General features: G+C 40.0%; 23 protein-coding genes. 7 read left to right on the forward strand and 16 right to left on the reverse strand.

What is annotated here, in order from left to right:
• Positions 1–24: 24 nt before the first annotated feature.
• Positions 25–1197 carry a DUF4105 domain-containing protein gene (locus tag VOI17_RS01650; RefSeq protein ID WP_323755494.1) on the reverse strand — a complete coding sequence of 391 codons (1173 nt, stop codon included), beginning with the start codon at positions 1195–1197 and terminating at the stop codon, positions 25–27.
• Between the two features lie 97 nt (positions 1198–1294).
• Between VOI17_RS01650 and VOI17_RS01655 the strand changes: the two genes are divergently transcribed.
• Entirely contained in the window at positions 1295–2317 is a 1023-nt protein-coding gene (locus VOI17_RS01655; protein WP_323755495.1) for an SPASM domain-containing protein, read from the forward strand.
• On the opposite strand, the gene VOI17_RS01660 is transcribed toward VOI17_RS01655, so the two are convergent.
• From VOI17_RS01660 to VOI17_RS01685, 6 genes are all read right to left on the reverse strand, one after another.
• Positions 2314–2487, reverse strand: a complete 174-nt coding sequence (locus tag VOI17_RS01660) for a FeoB-associated Cys-rich membrane protein (protein WP_323755496.1) — start codon at positions 2485–2487, stop codon at positions 2314–2316. The genes VOI17_RS01655 and VOI17_RS01660 overlap by 4 nt on opposite strands.
• 96 nt (positions 2488–2583) lie before the next feature.
• Positions 2584–3366: an inositol monophosphatase family protein gene (locus tag VOI17_RS01665; RefSeq protein ID WP_323755497.1), complete on the reverse strand. Its 783-nt coding sequence runs from the start codon at positions 3364–3366 to the stop codon at positions 2584–2586.
• 166 nt (positions 3367–3532) lie between these two features.
• Positions 3533–4225, reverse strand: a complete 693-nt coding sequence (locus VOI17_RS01670) for an N-formylglutamate amidohydrolase (protein ID WP_323755498.1) — start codon at positions 4223–4225, stop codon at positions 3533–3535.
• Positions 4204–5469 carry a carboxylate-amine ligase gene (locus tag VOI17_RS01675; RefSeq protein ID WP_323755499.1) on the reverse strand — a complete coding sequence of 422 codons (1266 nt, stop codon included), beginning with the start codon at positions 5467–5469 and terminating at the stop codon, positions 4204–4206. The genes VOI17_RS01670 and VOI17_RS01675 overlap by 22 nt, the downstream gene beginning before the upstream one ends.
• 5 nt (positions 5470–5474) lie before the next feature.
• Positions 5475–6923: a RimK family protein gene (locus VOI17_RS01680; RefSeq protein WP_323755500.1), complete on the reverse strand. Its 1449-nt coding sequence runs from the start codon at positions 6921–6923 to the stop codon at positions 5475–5477.
• On the reverse strand, positions 6923–7654 hold the full coding sequence (locus tag VOI17_RS01685; protein ID WP_323755501.1) for a peptidase-C39 like family protein: 732 nt from the start codon (positions 7652–7654) through the stop codon (positions 6923–6925). Before VOI17_RS01685 ends, VOI17_RS01680 begins: the two co-directional genes overlap by 1 nt.
• A gap of 157 nt (positions 7655–7811) precedes the next feature.
• Here VOI17_RS01685 and VOI17_RS01690 point away from each other — a divergent pair, with 157 nt between their 5' ends.
• On the forward strand, positions 7812–8405 hold the full coding sequence (locus VOI17_RS01690; protein WP_323755502.1) for a nitroreductase: 594 nt from the start codon (positions 7812–7814) through the stop codon (positions 8403–8405).
• A gap of 54 nt (positions 8406–8459) precedes the next feature.
• Here the strand turns inward: VOI17_RS01690 and VOI17_RS01695 are convergent, their stop codons facing one another.
• Positions 8460–9152 (reverse strand): methyltransferase domain-containing protein, encoded by a 693-nt coding sequence (locus VOI17_RS01695; RefSeq protein WP_323755503.1) that lies wholly within the window; start codon positions 9150–9152, stop codon positions 8460–8462.
• A gap of 38 nt (positions 9153–9190) precedes the next feature.
• Positions 9191–10282, reverse strand: a complete 1092-nt coding sequence (locus VOI17_RS01700; protein WP_323755504.1) for a type III polyketide synthase — start codon at positions 10280–10282, stop codon at positions 9191–9193.
• Between the two features lie 50 nt (positions 10283–10332).
• Here VOI17_RS01700 and VOI17_RS01705 point away from each other — a divergent pair, with 50 nt between their 5' ends.
• A complete protein-coding gene (locus VOI17_RS01705) occupies positions 10333–11238 on the forward strand; it encodes a UbiA family prenyltransferase (protein WP_323755505.1) in 906 nt (301 codons plus the stop codon).
• Here VOI17_RS01705 and VOI17_RS01710 read toward each other — a convergent pair.
• Positions 11235–12350 (reverse strand): NAD(P)/FAD-dependent oxidoreductase, encoded by a 1116-nt coding sequence (locus VOI17_RS01710; RefSeq protein WP_323755506.1) that lies wholly within the window; start codon positions 12348–12350, stop codon positions 11235–11237. The two genes, VOI17_RS01705 and VOI17_RS01710, sit on opposite strands and share 4 nt — an antisense overlap.
• Positions 12351–12456: 106 nt before the next feature.
• Between VOI17_RS01710 and VOI17_RS01715 the strand changes: the two genes are divergently transcribed.
• On the forward strand, positions 12457–14937 hold the full coding sequence (locus tag VOI17_RS01715; protein ID WP_323755507.1) for a zinc-dependent metalloprotease: 2481 nt from the start codon (positions 12457–12459) through the stop codon (positions 14935–14937).
• Between the two features lie 54 nt (positions 14938–14991).
• Here VOI17_RS01715 and VOI17_RS01720 read toward each other — a convergent pair whose 3' ends face one another.
• Together VOI17_RS01720 and VOI17_RS01725 are read right to left on the reverse strand one after the other, a co-directional pair.
• Positions 14992–16236 (reverse strand): aspartyl protease family protein, encoded by a 1245-nt coding sequence (locus VOI17_RS01720; protein WP_323755508.1) that lies wholly within the window; start codon positions 16234–16236, stop codon positions 14992–14994.
• A 90-nt stretch (positions 16237–16326) separates the two neighbouring features.
• Complete coding sequence (locus VOI17_RS01725; RefSeq protein ID WP_323755509.1) at positions 16327–16764, reverse strand: hypothetical protein; 438 nt, start codon at positions 16762–16764, stop codon at positions 16327–16329.
• Positions 16765–16871: 107 nt separating this feature from the next.
• On the opposite strand from VOI17_RS01725, the gene VOI17_RS01730 reads away from it, so the two are divergent.
• The gene (locus VOI17_RS01730) at positions 16872–19955 is read left to right on the forward strand and encodes a CHAT domain-containing protein (RefSeq protein ID WP_323755510.1); all 3084 of its coding nucleotides are present in this window, start codon (positions 16872–16874) and stop codon (positions 19953–19955) included.
• A gap of 71 nt (positions 19956–20026) precedes the next feature.
• Here VOI17_RS01730 and VOI17_RS01735 read toward each other — a convergent pair whose 3' ends face one another.
• A complete protein-coding gene (locus tag VOI17_RS01735) occupies positions 20027–22363 on the reverse strand; it encodes a M1 family metallopeptidase (protein ID WP_323755511.1) in 2337 nt (778 codons plus the stop codon).
• Positions 22364–22527: 164 nt separating this feature from the next.
• Positions 22528–23112: a HupE/UreJ family protein gene (locus VOI17_RS01740; RefSeq protein WP_323755512.1), complete on the reverse strand. Its 585-nt coding sequence runs from the start codon at positions 23110–23112 to the stop codon at positions 22528–22530.
• Positions 23113–23202: 90 nt separating this feature from the next.
• Here VOI17_RS01740 and VOI17_RS01745 point away from each other — a divergent pair, with 90 nt between their 5' ends.
• Both VOI17_RS01745 and VOI17_RS01750 read left to right on the forward strand, forming a co-directional pair.
• Positions 23203–23700, forward strand: a complete 498-nt coding sequence (locus VOI17_RS01745; protein ID WP_323755513.1) for a DUF6702 family protein — start codon at positions 23203–23205, stop codon at positions 23698–23700.
• Entirely contained in the window at positions 23697–24533 is an 837-nt protein-coding gene (locus VOI17_RS01750; RefSeq protein ID WP_323755514.1) for a DUF3298 and DUF4163 domain-containing protein, read from the forward strand. The genes VOI17_RS01745 and VOI17_RS01750 overlap by 4 nt, the downstream gene beginning before the upstream one ends.
• Here VOI17_RS01750 and VOI17_RS01755 read toward each other — a convergent pair.
• Together VOI17_RS01755 and VOI17_RS01760 are read right to left on the reverse strand one after the other, a co-directional pair.
• Complete coding sequence (locus VOI17_RS01755) at positions 24530–25558, reverse strand: RluA family pseudouridine synthase (protein WP_323755515.1); 1029 nt, start codon at positions 25556–25558, stop codon at positions 24530–24532. The two genes, VOI17_RS01750 and VOI17_RS01755, sit on opposite strands and share 4 nt — an antisense overlap.
• A gap of 118 nt (positions 25559–25676) precedes the next feature.
• Positions 25677–26996, reverse strand: coding sequence for an acyl-CoA dehydrogenase family protein (locus VOI17_RS01760; RefSeq protein ID WP_323755516.1), 1320 nt, complete (start codon positions 26994–26996; stop codon positions 25677–25679).
• Between the last annotated feature and the right edge of the window lie 3 nt (positions 26997–26999).

Raw genomic sequence — 26999 nt, forward strand, 5'->3', positions numbered from 1 at the left:
AAGGAGTTAAGAAAAGTGATTGGGCTAAGCCAAACCCTTCACCCATAAGAAGGCATATCTCACAGCCAAGAGCAGCATGATTGGAAGTAAAGCAATAGAAAACACCTGAAGCTGGAAAACCCAAATAAAGGTCATTCCTATAAGCATAATAAAGAGTAAGCGAACATATACACGTGTCCACCCTGGAGCTCTTCTCTTGGCTACATAAAAGGCTACAATGAGGTTAGGCGCAAATGCCCAAAGTAAATTTAGGTTTTTAACCGTGGCGGTATGGTCAGTAGCAAACCAAAGCAAGGCTACCACTACCCCAACTAAACCTGTAACGAACAAAATCATGAAATCTAAGTACCTAGCCCTTGTATTATTAGCGGTATCCTTATAGGTGAAAACCACCACAATAATCATGAGGAATGAAAAGACCATCCAAGGCGAAATGGTCTCTCGGTGAATTTCATAATAATCCGCTTCGAAAAGCTTATTCGTTGCTTTTACTGCTGGAACTTCTTCTCCGTCTCTTGTGATAGTAGCATTCGCATAAGCCTTCATTATGTAATCGGGCAAAAACATATGCTCTTCTGGTGTGGCATTAACATCAATCACTGCTCCTAAAGCAATATCAATCCCAAAGTCCCACCAAGGAAAGTTAAAAGTATTCTCTTGAATCAGGTCACGAAAGGTCTTTTCTTCTGTAAGGTGATCGTTGTTGAATTTGAGTTTGTCACCTATAACATTGCTCACCACATCGCGCAACTTGGTGGCGCAGTTGTCATAGAAGAAATCGTATAAATAGTAAGCGTTTTCAGGAATGGCGTTGTTCTCTATAAACTCAAATATTTGCTGTTTTTCTGCCTGGCTAAGGCTCAAAACTTGTTCGGTTACCCATCGGTTTTGGGCTTGATAATTCCCCAAAAAACGTTTGAAATCCTGAATTGACAGTTTATAATTTAACTTACCCTGAGCAAACTTTAAGTAGAAACCGTCTTCGAAAGAATCAAATGTCCCATAGTTATAGACCCTATCAAAACTCAAATATGAATCTTGAATTCGAATAGCACCGTGACCAAAGCTATCATACAAATTAGCCCCTGGGCCAATGGTGATAATACTGATTTCAGCTTGGCCGGAAAGTCGTGGAAACTGCGCCTGCGCACTGAAAACAAAAAGGAGTAAACTGAAAAAAAGTACTAACCGCTTCATTCGTAATAAGATTGTGTTGTACGAAGATAAAGAGACTTATTTGATTAAAAACCCATATCGGTTTTGAAAGTGAACTTTGCCAACCTAATTTGACGCTATGAACAGAAATTTCACCGATGGGCTAAATTATGCATCAAAACTGACGCCCCTTCGGTTATGGAATATGTTCCAGTTAGTGGGTAGCTATTGGCTTTCAAAAATCACAAAAAAGGCAAACCATTTAGGAATGCCCACTAGTATTAGCTTAGAGCCCACCACTTCGTGTAACTTGCGTTGCCCTGAATGCCCGAGTGGAATACGCAGTTTTTCACGCGATACGGGAATGCTCACCGATGAAATTTTCCGAAAAACCATTGACGAACTAGCACCTCGGCTTACCTATCTTATTTTCTATTTTCAGGGTGAACCCTATTTAAATGCCAGCTTTTTAGACCATGTAAAATATGCTTCGCGAAAGAAAATCTATACGGCCACTTCGACCAATGCCCATTACCTCCACGATAAAAATGCAAAGGCTACAGTGGAGTCTGGTTTAGATCGACTTATTATTTCCATTGATGGCACCACACAAGAAACTTATGAGCAATACCGCATTGGTGGGAAACTGGAAAAGGTAATTGAGGGCACAAAGAACATTATCCGTTGGAAGAAGGAGTTGAAGAGTAAAACCCCACATGTCATTTTTCAATATTTGGTGGTAAAGCCAAACCAGCATCAGTTAGACGATGTGCAAAAACTGGCCAAAGAATTGGGTGTGGACGAAGTCGCTTTTAAAACTGCCCAAATTTACGATTACGAAAACGGTTCTGAGCTAATACCTACAATTGAGAAGTACGCACGTTACCGCCAAAAGGCCAATGGGAAATGGGAGATCAAAAACCGATTACTCGACCATTGTTGGAAAATGTGGCACTCCTGTGTAATCACTTGGGACGGTAAAGTAGTACCCTGCTGTTTCGATAAGGATGCGCATTACCAATTAGGCAGTATGCAAGCCGAAAGTTTTGAACAGGTTTGGAAAGGAAAAGCTTATCAGAATTTTCGTCAGTCGCTGATTAAATCCAGAAGTGAAATTGAAATGTGTAAGAATTGTTCTGAAGGAACAAGGGTTTGGGCTTAATTCTTAAGATGCTCAGGCATTTTAAAGTCCAACTTCTTCACCTCTTTAGAAATATCGCATGAGCCGCAACCTTTCGGACAGCCTTTGTCAGATTTATATTGGTGATAAAAGTGCCTCCCAATAAAGAGTACCGCTACTAAAAACACTATCCCTACAATTACCTCTTGCATTTTGCTGATCTTTTGAAAGGTTAACCCAAAACTCGCTGGCGAAGTTCGGTTTTATTTAGAATTATTCCAAATAAAGACATGCATCACTCCTTGTTATCAAAACCAATGCTCTTGAATTAACTGTTGCATGGCAGGTTGTACTTCGTTGCCAGCAATGATTTGCCTTCCGAAAATATAGTCATCTCCTCCCTTAAAATCACTCACCATTCCCCCTGCTTCTTTTACAATTAAGGCACCTGCTGCTACATCCCAAGGCTGTAAATTGTACTCAAAAAATCCTTCGAAACGACCACAAGCGGTGTAGGCTAAATCTACTGCAGCACTGCCCATTCTGCGTAAACCATGGGTAGATTTCATAAATTCATCGAGAATGACCAAATACTGAGACATCTGCTCAAAGTTGTAATAAGGAAAACCCGTAGCCAATAATGATTTGTCTAAAGTCTTTATGGGAGAAACCGTAATAGGAAAGTGGTTTAAAAATGCGCCTTGCCCTTTTACAGCATGGAAACACTCATCGCGGTTGATTTCATACACAACGCCCAATGTTAGTTCATTACGCTTCATCAAGGCAATTGATACTGCAAAAACAGGAATGCCGTGTGCAAAGTTGGTGGTGCCATCTAACGGATCAACAATCCAATTATAGGTATCCGATTTTTTAGTGGAGGTGCCTTCTTCGGCTATAAAGCCAGAACCAGGTAATATTTTACTTAAGCCAGCAACAATTCGCTTTTCCGCCTCTTTGTCTACATAAGAAACAAGGTCGTTCTTCCCTTTGTATTCAATTTTAGAATGGTCAAATTTTCTGGATTCTTGCCGAATGAATTCTCCGGTTTCTTTGGCAAGCACGATAACATCTTGAAGTAGTTGCTGCATGGTCTGTTTTCTTAACCTTACAAATATAGGGGTTTCAAAACGCAGACATTATCAAATTCCATTTAGTATTTAAGCCAGACTACCAGTAAATGATTCGTCTCAAACCATTCCTAGAAATGAATAGATAGCGCCATTTCCATAAAAAAACGGCATTAGTTACACATTATCACTCAAGGCCTTTTAATGCAGGCGAGAGAACACTTTTAACAAAGTCCAACTCCTTATTAAAGAAGAACTTTTGGTTGACTTCGATTTCGATACCTGAGTAGCTTTTAACGCCAAACTTCTTGCGTAAAGTGGTGGTAAAACCATCATCAGTGCCTTTATAAGGCTCGTTCAGGTCGATGGTAAGTAGAGGCGCTAACGCTCTAAGTTTCTCCATTAACTCCAATGCTATTTTATTCTCCAACCTTCTTTTTGGGTCGAAGAGAATACCGATATCGGTGGGGCGTTTTTTGCCTTCCCAAACTGGCGTAAATGAGTGTATGGAAAAATGAACTACTTCATTTTTGGCATCTGTTTCACGCTTAATCCAATCGGTTACTGCATTCCGGTAAGGGCGATAGTATTTATTGAGCAAAAACTGCTTTACCGAAGACTCAAGCTCAATGGTGAATTCACTAAAGAGGTGAGGGTGGTTTAAAGACCGGTTCACCTCTACCAATAACCGAGAAGTGGGGTGCATAAAAACCGGAACGGCCAACTCCACCCCAAGGTAACTGGCAAGAATAGCAGCACCAGGGTCCCAACCCCGGTGCGACTCCAACACCTCTTTCCCTCTTTTAAATAAGTATTTATAACTCTCAGGCAATTCGTTACCCGCATGTTCGCAGCTAATTAAAATGCTCCTTCCAGACATGGATCAAACATTTGGTTGTTTTCCAAACAGTCGGTCAATTCACGATACACCATTTTCAGATTACTGTGCTCGTAGTTTTCGTTGGTGCTGGCCAAAATCCTACTGGCCAAAGTTCCCTGATCTAAAATCATATGGATTTGTTCGTACCAAGGCGCCAGCCTTTCAGGGTACATTACATGTAAATTGATCAGCATTTTCCTCCAGAAATCACCAGCGGTGACTTCCTCATAAGGATTAAAACCAAAAGCTTTTAGGTATTCCTTGTCGTTGATTACCGTGTTTTCACCATGCCTAATTACTCCCTTGAAAATGGCTTGTAAGTCGGTGGTTTTAAATTCATGCTGCACTTCGGTAGTCATGATTTTCTCCTCCGTAAGCATTTGTAAAAAGGCAATGACCAAGTTAGCGATGGCCAAGTCTGCGGCTGGACATTCTTGAATATCAATGATTCTGATTTCAATCGCACCACGATCGAAGCGAGCAATGGCTCCGCGTGAGTTCAACCAAATTGGATCTAAAATTCCATCTGGATCATGTGGAGCAATGTCTTCTTCAATTTGGCTATAAATGTATTTTCTATAGGTCCTTTTAGAGAAAATAGCTTCCGGAATCACCTTCCCCGTAAGGGAAGGAATAATCTTTTGATTGTTCTGATAGTAATCTAAACGTTTGTCTAAAAAGTTGGTAAACTTACCCCCAATAATAGGCGAGCTGGCCGATAAAGCAGGCAGCAAAGGCAAAATCAAACGAATGGCACCATGCAGTTTTGAGAACTCCTCATCGTCATAAAAGGGCAGGTTAATGTGCGTGCTTTGCAAGTTGCTCCAGCCGTGACCTTTACAGTTGAAAATCCTGTCGTAGGCGGCATAGATTTCACCATTGTCATGCGTCCAACGGAAAGATTCCGTTTCAGGATCCATCCAAGGATGGGCAGCCGTTGGCATTAATCGTGCATGAAAAGTGCTCAAGAGCTCGTTCATTTGCTCAATGGCTTCTTGAAAATCTACGCCCAGTTGCACCAAATCTTTGGTTGGGTACGAGCATTTAAGTTCAAGCACGTGCAAAGCCAATTCGTTGGACCAAGTTACTGGCCCCATATTTATTTCTCCGGTGTATTCTCCGGTCAAAGATTTGAACACCTCGTCTGCGATTGGCTTCACATTGAGGGTGTCTATATCCACAATCATGTATTCCAGCTCTATTCCAAATGCTTCGAACAGATGCAGGCGGTTTGTATTGCTCATTTTACTTATTTCATTTTTATGCGCTCCAGCATAATTTCCATTATGCGTTCGTAGAGCTTGTTCTTAATAATCTTGTCTTCCACACCCGAATCAATGTTCGGGTTGTCGTTTACTTCTATGACGTAGAATTTCCCATTCACTTCTTTGATATCCACTCCGTAAAGTCCGTTACCAATCAGTTTTGTAGCTTTTAATGCGGTTTGCAATAAACCTACAGGAGCTTGTTCTACCGCTAAAGTGTCGGCATTTCCAAGTACCTGCTTATCACCTTCTTTCCAGTTTACAATTTGCCAGTGATCGCGCGCCATGTAATAGCGACACACATAAAGCGGTTCGTTATTGATAATCCCAACCCTCCAATCGAAAGGCGTTGGCATAAATTCTTGCGCAATCAGCAATTCTGACCCTTTGAAAAAGCCCTTTAGAAGTGTTTTCAACTCTTCTTTATTTTTCACCTTTTTTACACCGCGTGAAAAGGCACCATCTGGTTCTTTCAGAATGAAAGGGAACTGCAATTTTTCAGTCTCTGGTGTTGAATTATCTCTTGAAATAATGGTCGATTTCGGCACCGGGATTTTATTGCTGGTCATCAGCTCGTTCAAATACACTTTATTGGTGCATCTCAAAATCGACATTGGGTCATCAAAAACCACCAAGCCTTCAGCCTCGGCTTTTTTAGCAAAGCGGAAAGTGTGGTTGTTTACGTTCGTGGTTTCCCTTATGAAAAGCGCATCGAACTGCGTAAGTCTAGCATAATCGTTTTTGGTAATTATCTCAGTATTGAAACCCGTTTTTTCCGCGGCTTTTACAAACTTCTGTAATGCTTTCGCATCCGATGGTGGATTATCATCTTCTGGGTTGATCAAAATTGCCAAATCGAATTTTCTTCTTGGATTACTCGTTCTCACCACCATTTTTTTGGTGAGAAAAAGACCAAGTTGCCCACTTAAAGTGCTGCGTTCTTCTTCGGTTAAGTCATGAATATTGAGCGGCTTAAGTTGTTCCAATGCCCATTTTTCTTTCTTTACAAAAACCACTTTTAAAATTGGCGTTTGAAAAAGGTTAAAAAGCAACAGCCCCAGTTTAGTGGTGTGTGCACTGCCCGTAAAACCGAAATATATCCTAAGTTCAACTTTAGTTTCTGTACTCCCTTTAAAGGTTTTCTGAATCACTTCATCAAAATCCTGCGCATCGTCCTTGATCATGGCCGGGTAGCGGAAGTCTTGAATAGTGGAAGCTTCTGGCAATACTTTATGGCCTCTGGCTTCCGCCAAAAGCGACACGTAATATCCCGTGCTTTGGTACTGATAAGATTTGCAGAGGTTAATCACTTTAACCTTGTTCAGGTGTCTTAATCCTTCGTTTGCAAAGTATTCTCTGGCGGAAATAACCTCTACGCCAGGAATATCAAAATTCCATTTCTTTGGGTTCTCTGTAACTATTAGTTTCGACATTACTGGTTTTTATCTCTTGGTTCAATAATTAATAAATTGGCATCGTAGGTTACTATCCCCAACATAATCGCATTGATCAGGCGATGAATTTCTACTTTGTAGTGTTGCTCACCGTTGTTCATTGGATTGTTCTTTAGTGGGTCGGCAATCGATACCATTCCCGTTTCTTCAGAATAACCATTCAGTACCACAAAGTGACCCACTGGCAAGCCTCTCAAATCGTCATATTCGGTTACCGTTTCGCCAATTTCACGTTTGCTGCCATACAAATAAGTGGCGCTTAAGCCTGTTAAAATTGGTTGCTTAGCGAAGAGGAATTTCTTGATCAAGTCTGGACTCAAATCTTGAAACTTGATTTCCCCTCCTTTTTTCAGAAACTTCATATAAGCTACCGAGGCAAACTGAATTCTGCGTTGCGGTTTGTACTTTTTTTGCAAAGCTAATTTCTGAAGTAAATCGGACGCATCTGCATCAAACCATGACGGATCGAATAGGTTGAGGTTATAGGTATAAAGTGTGGCTTTGTAACCGCGCTTTAAAGCATGATTGCCTAAATTTACCGCCAATGTGCCTCCGCTTTTCTGTTCCTTAACTCCGCCTATAACATCGGTTAAGGAGATGTAGTCGTCATAATATTGATATACTGCTTGCAAGCAAGTGGGCCCACAAGTGGAGTCCGTTGGTTGCGGAAGCATATCAATACCAAACCATGCTTTATCTAAAACGATCATGTATTTTTCTACCTTTAATACTCCTTTGACGAAGGCTTAATCAAAAGTCACTTTAAGGATGGAATTTATGAGACGAGAAAGTGTTGTGTGAATAGCCTGTTTGAAAAAGCACACACATCATACTCAATCTGTTTTCAGTTTTTTAAGTTAGAACGATATGAAATTTTCGATAGAAGAAACCAATAACCTGCTCCGAAACCGCAGATCTATATATCCAGCCATGTATTCCGATGTGCCCGTGGATGACACCATCATTAAAGAAATGCTGGAGAATGCCAATTGGGCACCCACACATAAACTCACCGAGCCTTGGCGCTTTGTGGTTTTCAAGGGCGAAGGCTTGAAGAAACTTGCTACTTTTCAATCGGAGCTTTATAAAGAACTTTCCACAAAGGCTGGCAATTTTGATGCATCAAAATTTGAAAAACTGGCCACCAAGCCATTGATGGCTTCGCATATTATAGCCATTGGCATGAAACGCGACCCAAAAGCCTATGTACCAGAAATCGAAGAAGTTGCGGCTGTGGCCTGTGCCGTGCAAAACATGTATTTAACGGCTACCGCACATGGCATTGGTTGTTATTGGGGCTCGGGCGGAATTACTTATAAAGAAGAAGCCAAAAGCTTTTTTGGCTTGGGTGCCGAAGATAAACTACTCGGGTTTCTCTATGTAGGAAACTTAAAAACGGACAAATGGCCAGCAGGAAAACGCGGCCCAATTGAAGAAAAAGTGAGTTGGGTGGAAAGCTAAATATGTCAACCCTCCAAGGGTTTGAAACCCTTGGAGGGTTCTTTACTTCGAAAACTAAAAAATCAACTGCCACCTAAACGCCCACATCCAGCGCAACTTGAAAAACGGAATCTCGGCTTGATTCATGATTTTCTCTAGCTCTGCTTTTTTGAAGGCCCGCCTTACCGAAAGCGGAGCATCGTTCTTCACCATTTCAGATTTAGAGAAAAAGTGAGTCAGCCATTTGATTAAAAACTCAGCCAAGCCATGGCGATGCAAATCATTAATTACCGTCCCTTTTTTTGCTTGAGTCTTAAACTGATTAAAAATATTGATGAGTTGTTCATCGGTAAAGTGGTGTGTAAAGAGCGTACAAAGAATAACATCGAATTGCCTTTCTTTAAATGTTTCTGAAAAAATATCACACACTTCGAAACGAATATTCGGGTAGGCCTTACAATTATCAATCGCGTATTCCACAATAGCGGGATTGGCATCAAAGCCAACCAGTTCAACTTCTAGCTTTCTTTGCTTTGCCCACTGTGCAACAAGTTTTAGCATATCGCCTCCGCCACAACCCAAGTCGGCAATCACAAGTTTCTCCTTCGTTTTTGACCGAACGAGCTGATCCAAACCATTAATGGTCACAAAATTTCCACCGAGCCATTTATTGATGGTTTCTAACTCCTTTAGCGTCTGCGGAATTACTTCGCCAGAAGCTTCGAGGTCATCCATTAATTCTTCTTCGTATGATCGGTTTTTAAGCACAGGCGAGATTTATTATGAATTAAGATATAATTTATGAGCTAACAAACCTCTAACACCATCGACTCCAAAGTCAGGCCGGGGCCAAAAGCTACGGAAAGACAATGTTCTCCTTTTTGGGGTTTCTCTTCCATCAACTTTTCTAAAACAAAGATTAAAGTAGCTGACGACATGTTTCCATAGTTCTGGAGTACCTCATAGGCATGACGGTTATCGTTTTTGTCAAGATTTAGTTCTTGCTCAATCACTTCTAAAATCCGCTTCCCCCCTGGGTGAATGGCGTATTGCTGAATAGAACTTCCTCCCATTTTCTTTTTCAGTTGATCAATCATTCCAGCAATGCCCGATTCAATAAGCGTAGGCACATAAGAAGAAAGCTTCATTTCGAAACCGAAATCGCCAATGTTCCAAGCCATGTTCTCGCCACCATCGTTCAGAATTTGATTATGAAAAGCGACAGGTGATAATCCTTTATTCCCTTGTTCCGAAGAGGTCATTAAAAGGGCGGCAGCTCCATCGCTGAAAAGGGCGTTTGCCAGTAAATTATCCTCGTCTGGATTGTTCTGAAAATGAATCGTGCAAAGCTCTGTCGAAACCACTAAAACTTTAGCCTTTGGATCGGCTTTGCAAAAAGCATCGGCAGTTCGAATGCCCGTTATGGCCGCATAGCAGCCCATAAAATTAATACACGTACGCTGAACATCTGGTCTTAACTTCAGTCCATTGACCATGTCAATATCCAAACCAGGTGCGTACATTCCAGTGCAACTTATGGTAATTAAGTGAGTGATTTCGTCAAGCTTTACATTCGATTTCTTAATGCAGTTTTTCACTGCCTGCATGGCCAAATCTGGAGCTGTATTTTTGTACAAAAGCGATCGTTCATGAGTCGTTGGAAAAGGACTGAGGTCTTTACTTTTTGGGTAGAAATTCCAGTCTTCCATATTTAGGCTACTGTAATCTGGAATTACAGAATGACGGGTTTGAATTCCGCTGGCCCTATAAAGCGCCTTTAATCGGGTTTTATCCTTATCTTCAAATCCATGGGCGTTCGCCATGAATTCAAAGATTTCACTTTGAGAAATTTTGTTTTCAGGAACTGCTGTGCCTATGGCTGATATGATTGATCTCACGTTCTATATTATCCTTTTTTCCGCTAAATTGTTCAGTATAACTTCCACATATGTTTAAAAAGTCAACTTGGTTACATTTAAGAATTCCATTTAGCTACTTTCTTCTCCCTATCTATTTCTTTGGAATTTCTATTAGCCCCAACCTAAGTGAGCCTAGTCTACTCTGGCTTTTTATCATACTTCACCTTTTTATTTACCCTGCGAGTAATGCTTTCAACAGCTATTTCGATAAGGATGAAAAAAGCATTGGAGGCCTGAAAAACCCTCCTCCAGTAGATAAAAACCTGCTTTATATGGCTTGGCTTTTCGACATTATTGGAATTTCACTTTCCATTTGGCAGTTCAAAAACAACTGGACATTGACCCTAATGCTACTTGTCTATATTCTAGTATCAAGGGCTTACAGCCATCCTTCCATTCGACTAAAAAAGTACGCTTTCCTAAGTTGGTTCATCGCGGGGCTTTTTCAAGGCGCTTGGGTAGTTTGGATCATTTACATTGGTCTGAATAATTTTGAATTCAGCCATATTTTAAAACCTCATGTATTTATACCTGGGCTTTTAGCCTCTGTAATTCTTTGGGGCGCTTATCCTATGACCCAAATTTATCAACATGAAGAAGACGCCAAAAGAGGTGATAAAACGCTCAGTATTAAGTTGGGAATTAGAGGCACTTTCCTGTTCACTGCTGTCTTTTTTGTGATGGCATCAGTGCTCTATTTCGTCTATTTTGATGCCTATCATCAAACCAAATACGGGTGGACGTTTATTCTCGCAATGATTCCGATTGTTCTCTTTTTTGTAGGCTGGTTTTTGGCAGTGTTGAAAAATGAAAGCAAGGCGAATTACAAAAACACCATGTGGCTTAATTTCATTTCGGCCACCTGTTTGGGTGGGTTTTTTCTCTACTTTTTTCTAGGTTCCACCAATATTTTAACGGCAGTCGGTCAATACTAAAACGGTTTTCCGTGGGTGTTTTTCATAATCTTTTTTGCAAGCCATGGTGAGCGCTGCATTACCAAAAGGGCTGCCTTGCTGCTCCATTTTGAACCAAAGAAGGACTGTGTTTTTCTGCCCACCCAAAGCCGTCTTTTGAAAGTCGCATTCCACCGGGCCGTGTAAGCTGCTTCCAGCCCTTGTCTATCCCATTGCTCTGAGCTCGCATGTTCAGCAATCGTATCAGAGAGGATTTTAGCGGAGTGAATTGCCATGGCCATTCCGTTACCGCACAAAGGAGTAATCAAACCGGCCGTATCTCCAGACATCAGAATGTGGTTTTCGATTAACTTTTTGGGACGGAAGGAAAAAGCATTTATGACCACAGGTTTTTCGTGGACAAATTCAGCATTCTCAAAAATGGATTTTAGAAATGGATTTACTTTAAGCACCTGTGCTTCCATTTCTTCTACGGAACCTGCTCTTTTCAAATCTTCTCTTCTACCTAAATAGCAGAGGTTAAATTGATCATTTTCAATGGCAACGATGCCGCAATAACCTCCTTCGAAATTATGCAAGGCCACTAAATCTCTTGGGAAATCCGTTTTGATGTGGTGTTTTACGCCAATAAAAGGAGCTTCATAATTCAAATGATTCCGCTCAAGTTTTTTGTCCAGCACCCCATTTTTACCATAGGCTCCTATCACCAAATCGGCATGGTAAACTTCACCTGAAATAGACTTTAGTTCGAATTGATTTTCTATGAACGCTACTTCGCTTATGGATGTATTCTCAATAATCTGAGCCCCAGATTCTCTGGCATTATTCGCCAAAAAATCATCGAGCACAAAGCGGCTAATACCAAAGCCACCCAAATCAAGTGGCATTGTTAAGGACTGGCCGGCCAAAGCACTGATTTGAAACTTATTGATCTGCGGAAAATCATAGTTTGTAGGCAGAAGTCCTTCCCTATTCATGAAGTCTAGAACCTCGTTTGAAAGGTATTCACCACAGACTTTATGGAAGGGATACTGCCTTTTTTCAAAGAGCAAAACTTCAAAATTCATTCGGGAAAGTCGTACAGCACTCACTAAACCCGCTAAACCTCCACCAATAATTGCTATTTTTTTCAATTTTACATTCCCCTTTTATAATTGCAAAGCACCTTTCAAGTAATATAGGCTGAACCGTATAACATAAGCAATTAGCTTAAGCCACAATTATTAAACCACTAAAGGAATGAAAAAGATTAAAATGATTGCACAAAGGCCGTTTTTGGTTGCTGTGGCCGTCTTATTTTTGCTCACAGGGTTCGCAGATAACTCTTATGGGCAAACTAGGAAGGAAAAAAGAGAAGCAGCTGAAAAAGCAGCCGCAGCTGCCGCTGCGCCAAAACAAGATCCTAAGCCTAAACTTAAAAAAGGTGATCCAAAGCCTTATGATGAGGTAATCACAAAAGATGCCGTTTCAGATGATGGCCTTTTTAAGGTTCACAAAATTGAAGATAAATACTTTTTTGAGATTCCTAATGACCTCTTGAAAAGAGATATGCTTATGGTTTCCCGAATTGCCAAGACAGCTTCAGGCATTGGTTTTGGTGGTGGAAAAACAAGCACATTAATGCTAAGATGGGAGCGTTATGAGAATAAAATTCTCCTCAAAATTATCTCAACTCAAGTAACAGCGGATGATGACCTCCCAATTAGCGAAGCAGTTAAAAATTCAAATTTAGACCCAATCTTGGCGTCTTTCCAAGTTGAAGCTTTATCTAAAAATGGTAACGGTGTAGTGATTGATGCTTCGTCATTATTGACTAGCGACATTAAGCCGCTTGGCATACCTCAGCGTTCAAGAACCCAATACAAAGTTTCAAGAATGGACAACGATCGCTCTTATGTAACTAGAGTGAGCAGCTATCCAGAAAACATTGAGCTTAGACACGTTAAAACATACCTAGCGGGTGATTCTCCATCTTCTAGAGAAGACGGAGCCATTACTATTGAAATGAGTAACTCAATGATTCTTTTGCCTGAAGTGCCAATGCAAAGAAGGCTTTATGATGAAAGAGTTGGTTGGTTTGCTAGAGGAACAACTGATTATGGCTTAGACGTTCAGCAATCAAAAGACGTAAGATACTTGGACAGATGGAGACTTGAAGTAAGAGATGAGGACATGGCTAAATTCCGTAGAGGAGAATTGGTTGTACCTAAGAAACAAATCGTTTATTATATCGATAGAGCAACTCCTGAAAAGTGGGTAAAAGCGATTAAAGATGGTATTGAAGATTGGCAAGTAGCCTTCGAAGCTGCTGGTTTCAAAGATGCCATTATTGCTAAAACACCTCCGACACCAGAAGAAGATCCAGATTGGAGCCCAGAAGATGTTAGATATTCTGTTGTTAGATATTTAGCTTCTCCAATTCCAAACGCAAACGGACCACACGTAAGTGATCCTCGTTCTGGTGAAATTCTAGAAAGTGATATCAACTGGTACCACAACGTAATGACTTTATTGAGAAGATGGTTCTTTGTTCAAACATCTGCAATCAACCCTCAAGCACAAAGCCCAGAATTTGACGATGCAGTAATGTCTCGTTTGATCCGTTTCGTGTCTTCTCATGAAGTAGGTCACACTTTAGGTTTACCACATAACTTCGGCTCAAGTAATGCTTACCCTGTAGATTCATTGAGGTCTGCCGATTTCACCAAAAGAATGGGTACAGCTCCATCTCTAATGGATTATGCGCGTTTCAATTACATAGCACAACCAGAAGATAAGGGAGTTGCTTTAATGCCAGAAGTGGGAGTGTATGATAAATACTCAATCGCATGGGGTTATAGACCAATTTTAGAGGCAAATAGCCCAGAGGCTGAACTACCAACTTTAAGAAAGTGGATCGAAGATAAAAACAGTGACCCACTTTACAGATATGGACGTCAAGGTAACAGCAATGATTACACGGCTCAAAGCGAAGACTTAGGTGATGATGCGATGAAGGCAAGTGATTACGGAATCAGAAACCTGAAAATAATCATGGACAACCTGAAAAAATGGACTTATGTACAAGGTTCTGATTATACAGAATTGGAAGAAATGTATGGAGAGGTTCAGTCTCAGTTCAACCGATACATGGGTCATGTTGGGCGTTATGTTGGTGGCGTAAAAGAAGATTACAAAACAGTTGACCAAGAAGGTGCGGTTTATACGCACGCTCCAAAAGCCAAACAAAAAGAGGCCGTTAAGTTCTTAAACGATCAATTGTTCAATACTCCAAAATGGATTCTTGACAATGAAATTTTGAACAGACTTCAAGATGATGGTGCTGTTACTGCTATGAAATCTATGCAAGTGAGGACTTTAAACTCCGTTTTAGAACCAAGAAAACTAGGTAGAGTTATTGAAAACGAAGCTTTAAACGGAAACGCTGCTTACGGAATGCTTGAATTATTCAGCGATGTTAGAAACGGTATCTGGTCTGAATTGTCAGCTGGTAAAACAATTGATACTTATAGAAGAAACTTGCAGAGTGGTTATATCGACAGAATGGCAACATTAATGAACGATGAGACCCAATCTGATATTAGTTCAGTAGCGAGAGCAGAACTGAAAACTTTGCAGGCTAGAATCAAAACTGCTATTCCAAGAACTTCTGATAGAATGTCGAAAATACATTTAGAAGATGCATTGGAAAAGGTGAGTAACATTCTTGACCCAAAGTAATTCAAATCCGTTATTCTATTTGAATAGGGCTGCCTTTTGGTAGCCCTGTTTTTTTTAAAGTAGTCGCTTGTGTTTTAGGTTGAACTGCATTAGCTCACCATCTCTGCGTATAATTAACTTAAGTCTTTCTCCAGGGGTACGTTTTAAAACAGAAACCACTTCATCCAATTTATAAAAAAAGGCAGGGTTATTATTCATTGCAATAATTTCATCTCCAATCTCTAGTCCAGCTTTATCTGCAGGTGAACCATCAATAATATCATTTACATAATACTCATTAAGTCGCTCACCGAAGGCCATTACATTCATACCAACGGTATTAAATTTAAATTTTTCACGAAAGTTATTGTTTGGCTTTAAGTACATATACCCTTCATTATAATTGAAGATTACATGGAATTTAGAGAGAATGTCGGAACCAATTGTTCCATACCTAATATCTTCTTTCTTTCTTTCAGTGTCAGGTTTAGACAGACCCCAGTTATCAGGATAAGAAGTTAGTACTTTCTTGAATTTATACTTACCCAGTCTTACCTTCTTTACCCTACCTATTTTTCCTTTAACAATTCCTGCAAGCCCTCTTCCAATGGTATGTTCAAGCGTTCTTTCAGGTAAAACAATATCATCATTTGAACCCGCATCAAGGAAAAGAGCACTGCTAGCCCCTGTATCAATAAGCAATTTCACCGTGATGGCTTTTTCTCCTTTTTGCTTTACTGTTACATTTACATATGGACGAAAATTCTCAATCGTGATCGGGATTTTTTTATACTTTTTTAGGCGTTTAAAGTCTTCCGGGTGTGTCAGGTTAATTCTTCTTTCTGAATAATCTATATCCACAACAAAGCGATTGAAGATTTCTGACCCAAGGATTCCATGTGCTTCAACTCCTAGCACGTTTTTTATATCTACAAAATTATTCTGAAGGACTAGCATAGATTGATCTTTTCCATGTACTCCTGCAAAATTTACCCTGATGTCATTCGCAACCCAAAGGTCTGTTACTTTATTGCCATCTGCAGCATAAATTGGAATTGTTCTAGCGTTCACCAAATTGTTCTCTCCTATGATAAGTTTATCAAAAATCATCCCTGATTCAGAGCCTGTATCTAAGATAAAATTGAATGGGCCTTGCTCATTGATTTTAATCGGAACAATCATCAGATTGCTCTCACTCTTGAAAGACAACGAGACCCTATTGGCTCCGTTTTCTAGTCCGAAACCAATTGAGTTCTGAGCATTGATATTTGTGATATGGAAGAGAAGCGCGGAGAAAAGTATAATTGGCAGATATTTCATATGAGTGGGTGTCTTGTGTTCTGAATGAATCAATTAAATAACACTCTGAAAAACGTAAACCCTTACCAATCCAATAAAGGTTGTATTTTCTCAGTTTCTAAACCGCTTTTTATATATTGGTTTTCTATATAAAAATTGCAAGTAAATTAACGGGTATAAGATATAGTTTAAGAATGCAAATGGTGTTGAATATTCAATGTCATCAATAATCATTGACCCCGATTTCATAGCCTTAATTGTATGCCTATGCTTCCATTTCTTTATGAAAGAAGGAAGCGTTCTACCAACATCAATAAATTCAAAGAGCTCCTCAGAGTCGGTTTGCTCTACAATTTCACTTACCCACTCTTGTTTGAATATACCAAAATTAAGTGAGAGTGCGACAATATGGCCTGGCTCACAACCATCATATCGATTTAACTCAACTTTTGGAAAAGGGGGGCTTAAGTTAATAAAGAGTCTTTCGTTAAATCCATCCTTTACATTCGTCAAGTCTTGACCTACCTTTGTGGATATTTTGATTTTCATAACCGATTAACTCTTCTTTAGTCGAAAAGTTTGTGGCTTTCCCCTATTTGGAACTACAGCCTAATCTTCCTATTTTTCATGATATTTACTTTACTCAACACAATGTAATGTCTCCACTAACGAGATGCTATTCTAAAGCTACTCTTCTAAGCTGGCTTTTTCTGATATCTCTTTGCGCCCCATTAGGAGCACAGCAAAGTGATTTTAACAAAATAAAAACCCCCTTTGTACTCAAGAACTCTTGGGTTGACCAACTAAATGAAAAGCTCAAAGAGGATCGACAAAACCCATCTTCCAAGAACGCTAAGAGTTTAGAATATATTCAATCGGTTCTGCCCCGTCTTGAAGAAGAAAAAGATTATGAATCACTCTCTTATCTTTTGGAGCGAAATGCCACAATATTATGGAGCTTAAGAAGGGATTCTTTGGCCTTAGTTTCCGCAACAAAGTCAATTGAAACAGCCAAAGATCATTTACCCACAAATCACTTTTTACTTTCAAGGGCATATTTTAGAAGAGGTTATATTGAACACAAAATTGCCAACTTCTATGCGGCTGGCTCAGATTTAGATTCTGCCCAAGCCGTTTATAAGTCCTCGAATAACTACGACTCTACTTTTTATCATGATCTAATCGAGTATAAATACTATGCCTACAGTTATGGTGAAATGAATCTAGACACTTTAACAAAGTACTTAGATGAACGAATGGAGGAGCGTTTAAGTAAACCTAAAACAAACCCTGATGATATTCTATACTTAATGAACGACTATGCGAAAGTGTATATGCAAAAGGGGGATTATGCACAAGCTTTAGCTTACGCGATTGAAGAAGTGGCCTATTCTAAAGAGAAATACGATTCGGTACTAAAGTCACGATATATAGACTCTAGATTCAATTTAGGAAATGTACTTTATAGAATGAAGGACTTCGAAAGAGGCTTAAGGGTTTGTAACGAACTACTTGATGAAACTGAAAATATAACTAAGTTCTTTGGAGTACTTTCTCCAAGTGAAACTCAAAGTGTAAAAGGTAAAATTATTGGAATGAAATCGCTTAGAGCAGCGATTCTATTGGGGTTAAGAAAATATGAAGAGTCTATTAAAAGTCTCCAAGAAATTATCAACACAAATTCTGGTGACTCTCGCTTCATTATTCAACAAAAAATCAATATTGCTAATGGGCTTTTAAGTCTAGAAAAATACGATGAAGCGAAAGTCTTGATCGAAAGTATCTTGACTGAACTAAGACCCACTTTTCCTAATAAGCAGGCAGAATCCCTGTTTGGTGTGGCGGGGTCCTTGTATAGTGAGCTAGACAAATCTGATCTTTCATTTGACTATTATGATTCCGCAGTAAGAAACAGTATCCCAGAATACTATAAGTCAAACATTCTCAAGTTTCCAGAAATTAAGAACCAAAAAATAACCATTGATGCAATGGCGTCCTTGCGCGACAAAGCCAGATCGCTTATAAGGTATTACAACCAAAGCCTACAGGATAGTTTAAGTGTCTTGTTGGCCGCGAGCTCTTATGCCAGTAACACTCACAACCTTTTGATGGGCAGTAGGCAAGAGTTAATGAGAACCGAGGGAAAGCTATTTCTGTCAGAAAACTTTAAGTCCTTGTATGAAGCAGGGATTGAAGCCTCATATTTGATGTTCAATCTGGGTAGTAAAAAAATTGGCTTTGAAAATGCCTCTGAATTTTTCAGGTTAAGTAAAGCAGTGTTGTTCTTAGAACAATCAGGTGAGTTCGGAAAAATTCAGAATTCAAATGTCCCACAATACCTCAGAAGTGAATTTTACCAGTTAAAAACTGAAATAGAGAGCCTAAATATCACATTTTATTCTATTCTAGATAAGTCTTCGCCTACCAGTGATTCTGTAGGTAGAATCAATAATCGGTTACTCAATGCGAGTGAAAAACTGAAAGAGTTAAAAGACAGTGTTTCTCTCTTTTTAGTTGATCAGTCCGATGACGATAACCTTGTGTTCAAAAATCAGCAGCTTGACAAAACAGGCCGTAATAAGGCTATAATTGAGTTTTTTGTAGGAGAAAATCAAGTTTTTATACTGGGAAAATCAGCCGACAAGCAAGTTTTTGAGCGTGTGAATATTGACGAACGATTCAAGAAGTCCTTTAATGATTTAATTGTAGAGGTTGGCAACAGACCTCAACTGGCTGATTATGAAAACAAGCTTAAGGCTTTTAATACTAACTCCTACTATATCTATAGCGTATTGCTGAAGCCGATAATTGATCAGTTTGATGGCACAATAAACGATCTCACTATTATTCCAGATGAGTATTTGTCACGACTCCCTTTTGAAACCCTTATTACTTCTAAAGCCGAAAATCCAAGGTCATTTAAAAACTTGCATTATCTCATTAACGACTATACTATTAATTATCAGCTTTCTTCTAATCGAGATTTTAACAAAGCAATAGCTAAAAAAGCACCCAAAAACCTAATTGGAATTGGCTATAGTCAGGGAGATAGCGATTCAGGATTTGCAGCACTACCAGGAACGGATAGAGAAATTAAGTTTCTTCAATCAAAAATTGAAGGCGACTATTACCTTGGAAATGAAGGCTCTAAAAGTGTTTTCTTAAAAACAGCAAAAGACTATGATGTGCTTCATTTGGCCATTCACGGAGTAGCTGACAGTACTGGGAAATATGAATCGAAACTTATTTTTAATGGCAATGACAATATATTAAAAACTGGTGACCTTTATTTGGCTGGACTACAGGCGAGGTTGGCTATTTTGAGTGCTTGCGAAAGTGGAGTAGGAGAAATTAATAGAGGAGAGGGAGCTTTTAGTATTGCCCGAGGTTTTGCCCTTGTCGGTGTCCCTTCTATTGTAATGAGCCTTTGGAGTGTAAATGATAAAGTTACTTCCGAATTAATGGTAAATACACATAAGCTGTTAAACGAGAGAATGCCTATTAATATGGCCATTGCTCAAACGAAACGAGACTATCTACAAAAATCAGATAATTACACTGCACACCCATATTATTGGGCAGCATTCATATCATTGGGCTCTCCAATCACTATTGAAGACAGAAACCCTATCTGGATGAATGTTGTGATCATTGGCTCTATAGCGGCCTTAATACTACTTATTCTAATGCTTTGGCGGAAGAAAAAAGCAAATCAATCACCGACCTTTAGTTTGGAATAAAGACGTAGCAAAATGAAAAAGCCCAGAGCAAATACATGCTCTGGGCTTTTTTTATTCTCATTAGGGTTAGTCTAATTTCCTCCGTTGGCTTTTTGCATTGGATTAGAACCAGTGGCTTGGCCTCTGGCACCAGCCCCTCCACCTCGAAACATCTCGAAACGAGAAGGCTTGTTTACTCTTGGGAAGTAATTGTTGTCCTCGTTAGTATCCGCTGTCTCACGTTTTGGGTCAATACGAATCTGAACCACTTCCTTATCTTTCATAAAGGCCTTGGTCACTTTGTCTTCGTTCTTTCTCCAGATGTAAGCAGGAATTCTCTCTATTTCAGTAGTACCATCAGCGTAAGTCCATTCAATAATGATTGGCATTACTAAGCCTCCTTGGTTAGAGAAATCTATTTGATAGAAGTTCTTGTTACTACCCAACATGGCTCTTTCTTGATCACTTAACGAAGCACTGAATCTCTGATATGCATTTTTAGCATCTTCAGTCACTTTAAATTCGTCATAAGAATAATAGAAATCCTGAAGACCCTTATCCTTCTCAGCATAGTAAGTCATGCCCTCTTCCTTGTTCTTATCCTTTCTAATGTCATAATCAGCTTCAGCCGCTTCTGCCTTCATTCTTGGAAATTCAACCGCTGGGTTTTTAGTATCCAACTTGTACCATTTTACATCGTCAATTGCGATATCCGTATTGTCAATAGTGAAGTACCAGCCTCTGATAAACCAATCTAAATCTACTGCCGAAGCGTCTTCTAAAGTTCTAAAAAGATCGTCTGGAGTTGGGTGCTTAAATGCCCAACGTTGCGCATATTCCTTAAAGGCAAAGTCGAAGAGTTCACGACCCATAATGGTTTCTCTCAAGATATTTAAGCCTGTAGCCGCCTTCGCGTAAGCATTGTTACCAAACCCAATAATGTTTTCTGAGTTGGTCATAATTGGCTCCAATTGATCTTTAGGCAATCCCATATAAGGAGCAATTTTATGCGCTGGCCCTCTTCTTGAAGGATAGTTTTCATCAAACTCTTGCTCGGTGAGGTATTGCATAAAAGTGTTAAGTCCTTCATCCATCCATGTCCATTGACGCTCATCAGAGTTCACAATCATTGGGAAGAAATTATGGCCTACTTCGTGAATAATTACACCAATTGCACCCCATTTGGTCGACTCTGGATAAGTGCCATCAGGCAACGTTCTACCATAGTTAAAGCAAATCATTGGGTACTCCATTCCATTCGAAGCCTCAACTGAAATTGCCACTGGATATGGATAAGGAATAGTGTATTTAGAGTAAGTTTTTAAAGTATGCGCTACTGCTTTAGTTGAATAGGGAGCATAAATACCATAAGCCTCTTTCGCATAATACGACATCGCCATTGGCTTGTCACTTCTGCCTTCAATAGTTACGGCCATCGCATCCCAAACAAATTTTCTAGAAGAAGTCCATGCGAAGTCACGAACGTTTTCAGCTTTGAAATTCCAAGTTTTCTTGCCTGTTGGCTTTCCTTTTTCAGCCGCTTTCGCTTCTGCCAAAGTCACAATCTCAACAGGTTCAACTTCTGATTTTTTGGCTTGTTCCCATCTTTTTCTTTGCTCTGCAGTGAGCACAGTGTTCGGGTTTTGGAGCACACCTGTTGATCCTACAACATGGTCGTTCGGAACAGTCATTTTAACATCGAAATCTCCGAAGGTCAAAGCAAACTCTCCACGTCCTGTGAATTGTTTGTTGTTCCACCCTTGAAAATCAGAATAAACGGCCATTCTTGGATACCAGCCTGTAATGGTGTACATGTAATTGCCGTCTTCAGGGAAATACTCGTAACCACCTCTAGCGCCAGACTCATCTCTTGGCGTTGTATTGTACCACCACTTAATTCCGAATGTCATTTTATCTCCTGGCTTTAAAGGCGAAGGAAGGTCAATTCGCATCATAGTTTGATTGATGGTGTAGGTCATGTCGGCTCCTTTGGCATCTTTAACCTCCGTAATGTGGAAACCCCAATCGTTATCATGTCCATCTAAAGCCACAAGTTGGTCGTAGCTCATCCTGTTTCGGATAGCGCTTTCTTCCCACTTATACACTGGGTTATCAGGTTGTCTTACGTTCTCGTCTAAAGAAATCCACAGGTACTCAAGTGGGTCAGGAGAGTTGTTGTAATAGGTAATTTTTTCAGAACCTGTCAGTCGCTGATTGGTATCATCCAATTCAGCTTCAATAACGTAATCTGCCTTTTGTTGCCAATATTCATGACCTGGGGCTCCAGATGCGGTACGATATACACTTGGGTCACGGAGCATTCGCTCCAATTGCTCAAAACGTTTACCGTGGTTGCTATTGATCACTTGGGCCAAAGATTGACCTGAAATGAAAACAACCGCTGCTACTACGAAAAGTAATCGTTTCATATTCATTCGTTTGTTTGATTTTTATGATTTACTCGATCCCCTTTTCCTCAAAAGAAGACTTTTCCAATTTGAAAAATAGAAGAAATAGGGGTTCAATTTATAAAAGGTATTCTAGAATTGATAGAGATAGTTTAATCTCTTTCCTGTTAAAACAAATAAGGTGCCTACCAGAACTTCATCTCAATCATCATGGTGATCGCAATACCAGCGATGGCCGATGAAACCACCAAATTCCAATCTCTTCTTGAGACACTAAAAAGGCCCGTAAAGACAGCTGAAATAATCATGAAAAGGGCTACAATTATCACCTGACCCAACTCAAGCCCTACATTGAAGGCCAATAACTGAGTAATGATACTTTCATTTTTACCCAAAAGACTCTTTAAGTAATTTGAAAAACCCAAGCCATGGATCAAACCAAAAAACAGTGCAAAAAAGTAATTAAGGTTCAATACCGAAGGCTTAACCGAGTTTTGCTTTCGAATAATATTACTGAAAGCAGTAATAAAAATTGTAACGGGAATTAAAAATTCGATGATATCGGTACGAAAATTGACTAGTTCGAAAGTGCTTAAAGCGAGTGTAATCGAATGGCCAATGGTAAAAGCGGTGACTAGAATCAGCACTTTTTTCCAATCTTGGGCCATATAAATAGCACAAAGTGCGATCACAAAAAGTATGTGGTCGAAACCATAGATGTCGAGGATGTGTTCGTGTCCGAGTTGAAAATAAAGCTTAAACTGATCCATTCTTGTATTTTGGTGACTTGCTGACAGATTTTCACTTAGCTTTGCAATAATAAAACTTAATTTTCGAAGCACATACAAATAGCGTAATCCATGCCTGCTAAGCTTTTATATACGGTGATAATTGGACTTTTTTGGAGTTTACACCCTTTTCATGTCAGTGTGTGTGATATGGAATACAACAAAGAAGCAAAGGCACTACAAATCAGTCAACGCATATTTATGGACGATCTCGCCACTGGACTTCAAAGCTTCCATAAAATGGATTACATCGACACCTACAAACCTAAAGACCCAAAAAAGCTAGATAGCTTGATTAATGAATACATTCAGGCCAAGCTCTTCATTTCCATCGATGGTAAAAAGGCCAAGCTGGACTATATCGGTAGCGAGTTAGAGGGCGATGCTCGTTGGTGTTATATAGAAGTAAAAAACATAAGCTCCATTACAGAGTTAGACATTTCGAATGTTGTATTATTTGAGTCCTTTCCAGAGCAAGAAAACATTGTTCACATTAAAGTGAACGAACAGCTAAAAAGCTATAAACTCAACAAAAAGGAAATTTCACATCTCTTTAAATTTGCCCAATGAAACCTTTAGGTTTTTTATCAATACTACTTTTACTTACCGCTTGTGAGTTTGGAAAAAAGGAAAGTGTAACTACTCCAGAAGTGGTTCAAGCTATCCCCAAAGCTACTTTTGTCAATTACGAGCTCAATAAAATTTCAGAAAAAAAAGGGCCCTGTGCGGCAGATGGAAAGGGTGAGAAATGCTTGAGTATTGAAATTCAATATCCTACTCTCGATAGCGGGGCCTCTGCCACTGTATTGGATTCGATCAACCGACAAATTCAACATGATATTTTGAATTACGCCTTTATCAGCGAACCTAAGGATGACTTCAAATTGCTCATTGAGGAAATGAGTCTAGAGTATGAAAAAATATTGGATGAAAACAAAGACTATAAAACTGGCTGGCTTTTAGAAATTAGCTCCGATATCATTCATCAAGATTCAAGCTTTATCAGTACTGCTACTACAATTTTCACCTTCACGGGTGGTGCTCATCCCAACTCAATGCAAGTGTATCGCAGTTATGATTTAACTACGGGGAAAGTGTTAGAGCTAGGAGATATCCTTGTGGAAGGTTATGAGGAAGAGCTGAATAAGTTGGCGGAAATTGAATTCCGCATGGACAAGAAAATTCCGCCAAGCGAACCTTTAGATGAGCAGGGTTACTTCTTCGAAGATGGCCAATTTCAGCTCAATACCAATTTTGCCATTATGAACAAAAGCCTACTGTTCTATTATAATGCTTATGAAATTGGACCATACTCAATGGGGCCAACAGAGTTGGAGCTTAAGTTAACAGACTACGTAGACTTGATCAAACCCTCAGGCGTGATTGGCGACTTAAAGAATTAATTGTGTTGCACGTAATGCTCCCACTTTTCAATTACAGCTTTAAAATCTTCGGGCAATTCTGAATTGAATTGCTCAAACTGCCCTGTTACGGGATGAACAAAACCCAACGATTTTGCGTGTAGGGCTTGTCTAGGCATAATTTTAAAGCAGTTGTCTACAAAAGATTTGTACTTAGAAAAACGAGTGCCCTTCAATACTTTATCCCCACCATAGGTAGCATCATTAAAAAGCGGATGCCCAAGGTATTTCAAATGCGCTCGAATTTGATGCGTTCTCCCCGTTTCCAGATTACACTGGATCAAGGTCACATAACGCAGCCTTTTCAAAATTTTATAGTGCGTTACCGCATGGCGACCACGGCTTCCATCTTCAATGGCCACGGTAACCCTACGGTCTTTTTCACTGCGACCAAGGTTGACATCAATCCGTCCCATTTCTTCAGTGGGTTCACCCCAAACTAAAGCATAATAGGTGCGCTCAATTGAGTGATCGAAAAACTGTTTCGCCAAACCAGCCATGGCTTTTTCGCTTTTGGCTATTACCAATAATCCAGAAGTATCTTTGTCAATTCGGTGTACGAGCCCCGGTCTGCCCTCATTGTTTTGCATGGTAGGCAGGTTCTGAAAATGGTAAGTCAGGGCATTTACCAAAGTACCCGACCAATTGTTATAGGCAGGGTGCACCACCATTCCGGCCTCTTTATTTACGATCATCAAGTGATCGTCTTCAAACACAATATTGAGCGGAATATCCTCAGCTATAATTTCGGTATCGCGCGGAGGTTCGGGTAAAGCCACCACAATTTCATCGCCCGGATGTACCTTATAGTTGGGTTTTACCGCTTCGCCATTGACGAGCACAAAACCATCTTTAACCCCTTGTTGCACCTTGTTTCGGGTCACGTTGGGCAGTCTGTCCATCAAGAATTTGTCGATGCGATAAGGCACTTGGCCTTTGTCGGCCACAATTCTATGGTGTTCAAAAAGTTCGTCTTGTTCGTCTATGTCTTCCGCGTAATTCTTCATGTATTCCTATCTGGCTACAAACTTCCGCTATTAAGGCTTATAAAGCAAGGGGATTGGCCCAAGGCCAGGGAGTTGAACAGTTATTAGGGATTAGTAAATCAGTTGTTTGGCGCTTCCATTAAACAAAGGCGCTAATTCCGGTAATGTCCCTGCCCACAATTAGCGAGTTCACTTCTTTGGTGCCTTCATAAGTATAAAGTGCTTCGGCATCGGCTACAAAACGGGCAATATTGTACTCCAGCAAAATTCCGTTTCCGCCAAAAATCTCACGCGCATGACCAACTATTTCACGGGTGTGTTTTGTACAGGCTACTTTAGCCAATGACGCTTGTTGATCGGTCATTGTGCCTTCATCCTGTAATTTCGAAAGGTGAAAAGCCATGCTCTGAATGGCTGTTAAGTCGGTAAGCATTTGCACCAATAAATCTTGCACCAGTTGGAAACTCGCAATGGGTTTTCCGAATTGGTAACGTTGGGTAGAATATTCTAAAGCACATTCATAAGCACCTCTGGCGCAACCCACCGCCTGCCAAGCCACGCCCGCTCGGGTAGCCTTTAATACTTTAGAAGTGTCTTTAAACGAATTACATTCTTGCAATCTGTTTTCTTCAGAAATCTCGCAGTTAGTCAAAGTAATCAGCGCGTTCTGAACGGTGCGTAAGGCCATCTTATCTTCTTGTTTTTCGGCCTTAAAACCCTTAGTTCCCTTTTCTACAATAAAACCTTTTACCTGATTGTCGTCCAGATCTCTCGCCCAAATAATGGTCAAGTCAGCGAATGTTGCATTGCCGATCCATTTCTTTTGACCGTTCAGCAGCCAGCTATCTCCGTCTCTTTTGCAGGTCGTTTCCAGTCCACCCGCAACTGCCGAACCAACATTGGGTTCGGTCAAACCAAAAGCTCCAATTTTTTCCATTCGCTGCATGGCGGGTAACCATTTCCATTTTTGTTCTTCACTTCCACAGAAGTAAATACTGCCCATGGCCAATCCACTTTGCACCCCAAAAAAGGTGGAAATTGACGTATCAACCCTGGCCATTTCCATTGTGATAAAGCCTTCCAGCAAATAACTTCCCATAGGGCTGTCATATCCTTCATAAGTCAGACCAGCAATGTTGAGTTCTGCCATTTTGGGAATCAGCTCCATCGGAAATCTGGCTTTGTTCCAGCAGTCGTTGGCGATGGGCTTTACATGCTCGTTCATGAACTCACGTACTTTCAACTGAATTTCTCTTTCTTCTGGAGAAAGAAAACGGCTGAGGTGGTAATAGTCGCCATTGATTTCTGGAGGAACAAATTCCTTATTCTTCGACTTGATGATTTTCATGATTTGGTAAAGCTCGGTTTGATTGAGTTTACCTAGGGCTTCAAGCGTTTCGGAGATATCGAGTTGCGAAACCACTTTACCAAATTTGCGCAGGCTGGAGAAAACAGACATAGT

Origin of the sequence: Roseivirga sp. (assembly GCF_034669765.1) — a bacterium.
GTDB lineage: Bacteria > Bacteroidota > Bacteroidia > Cytophagales > Cyclobacteriaceae > Roseivirga.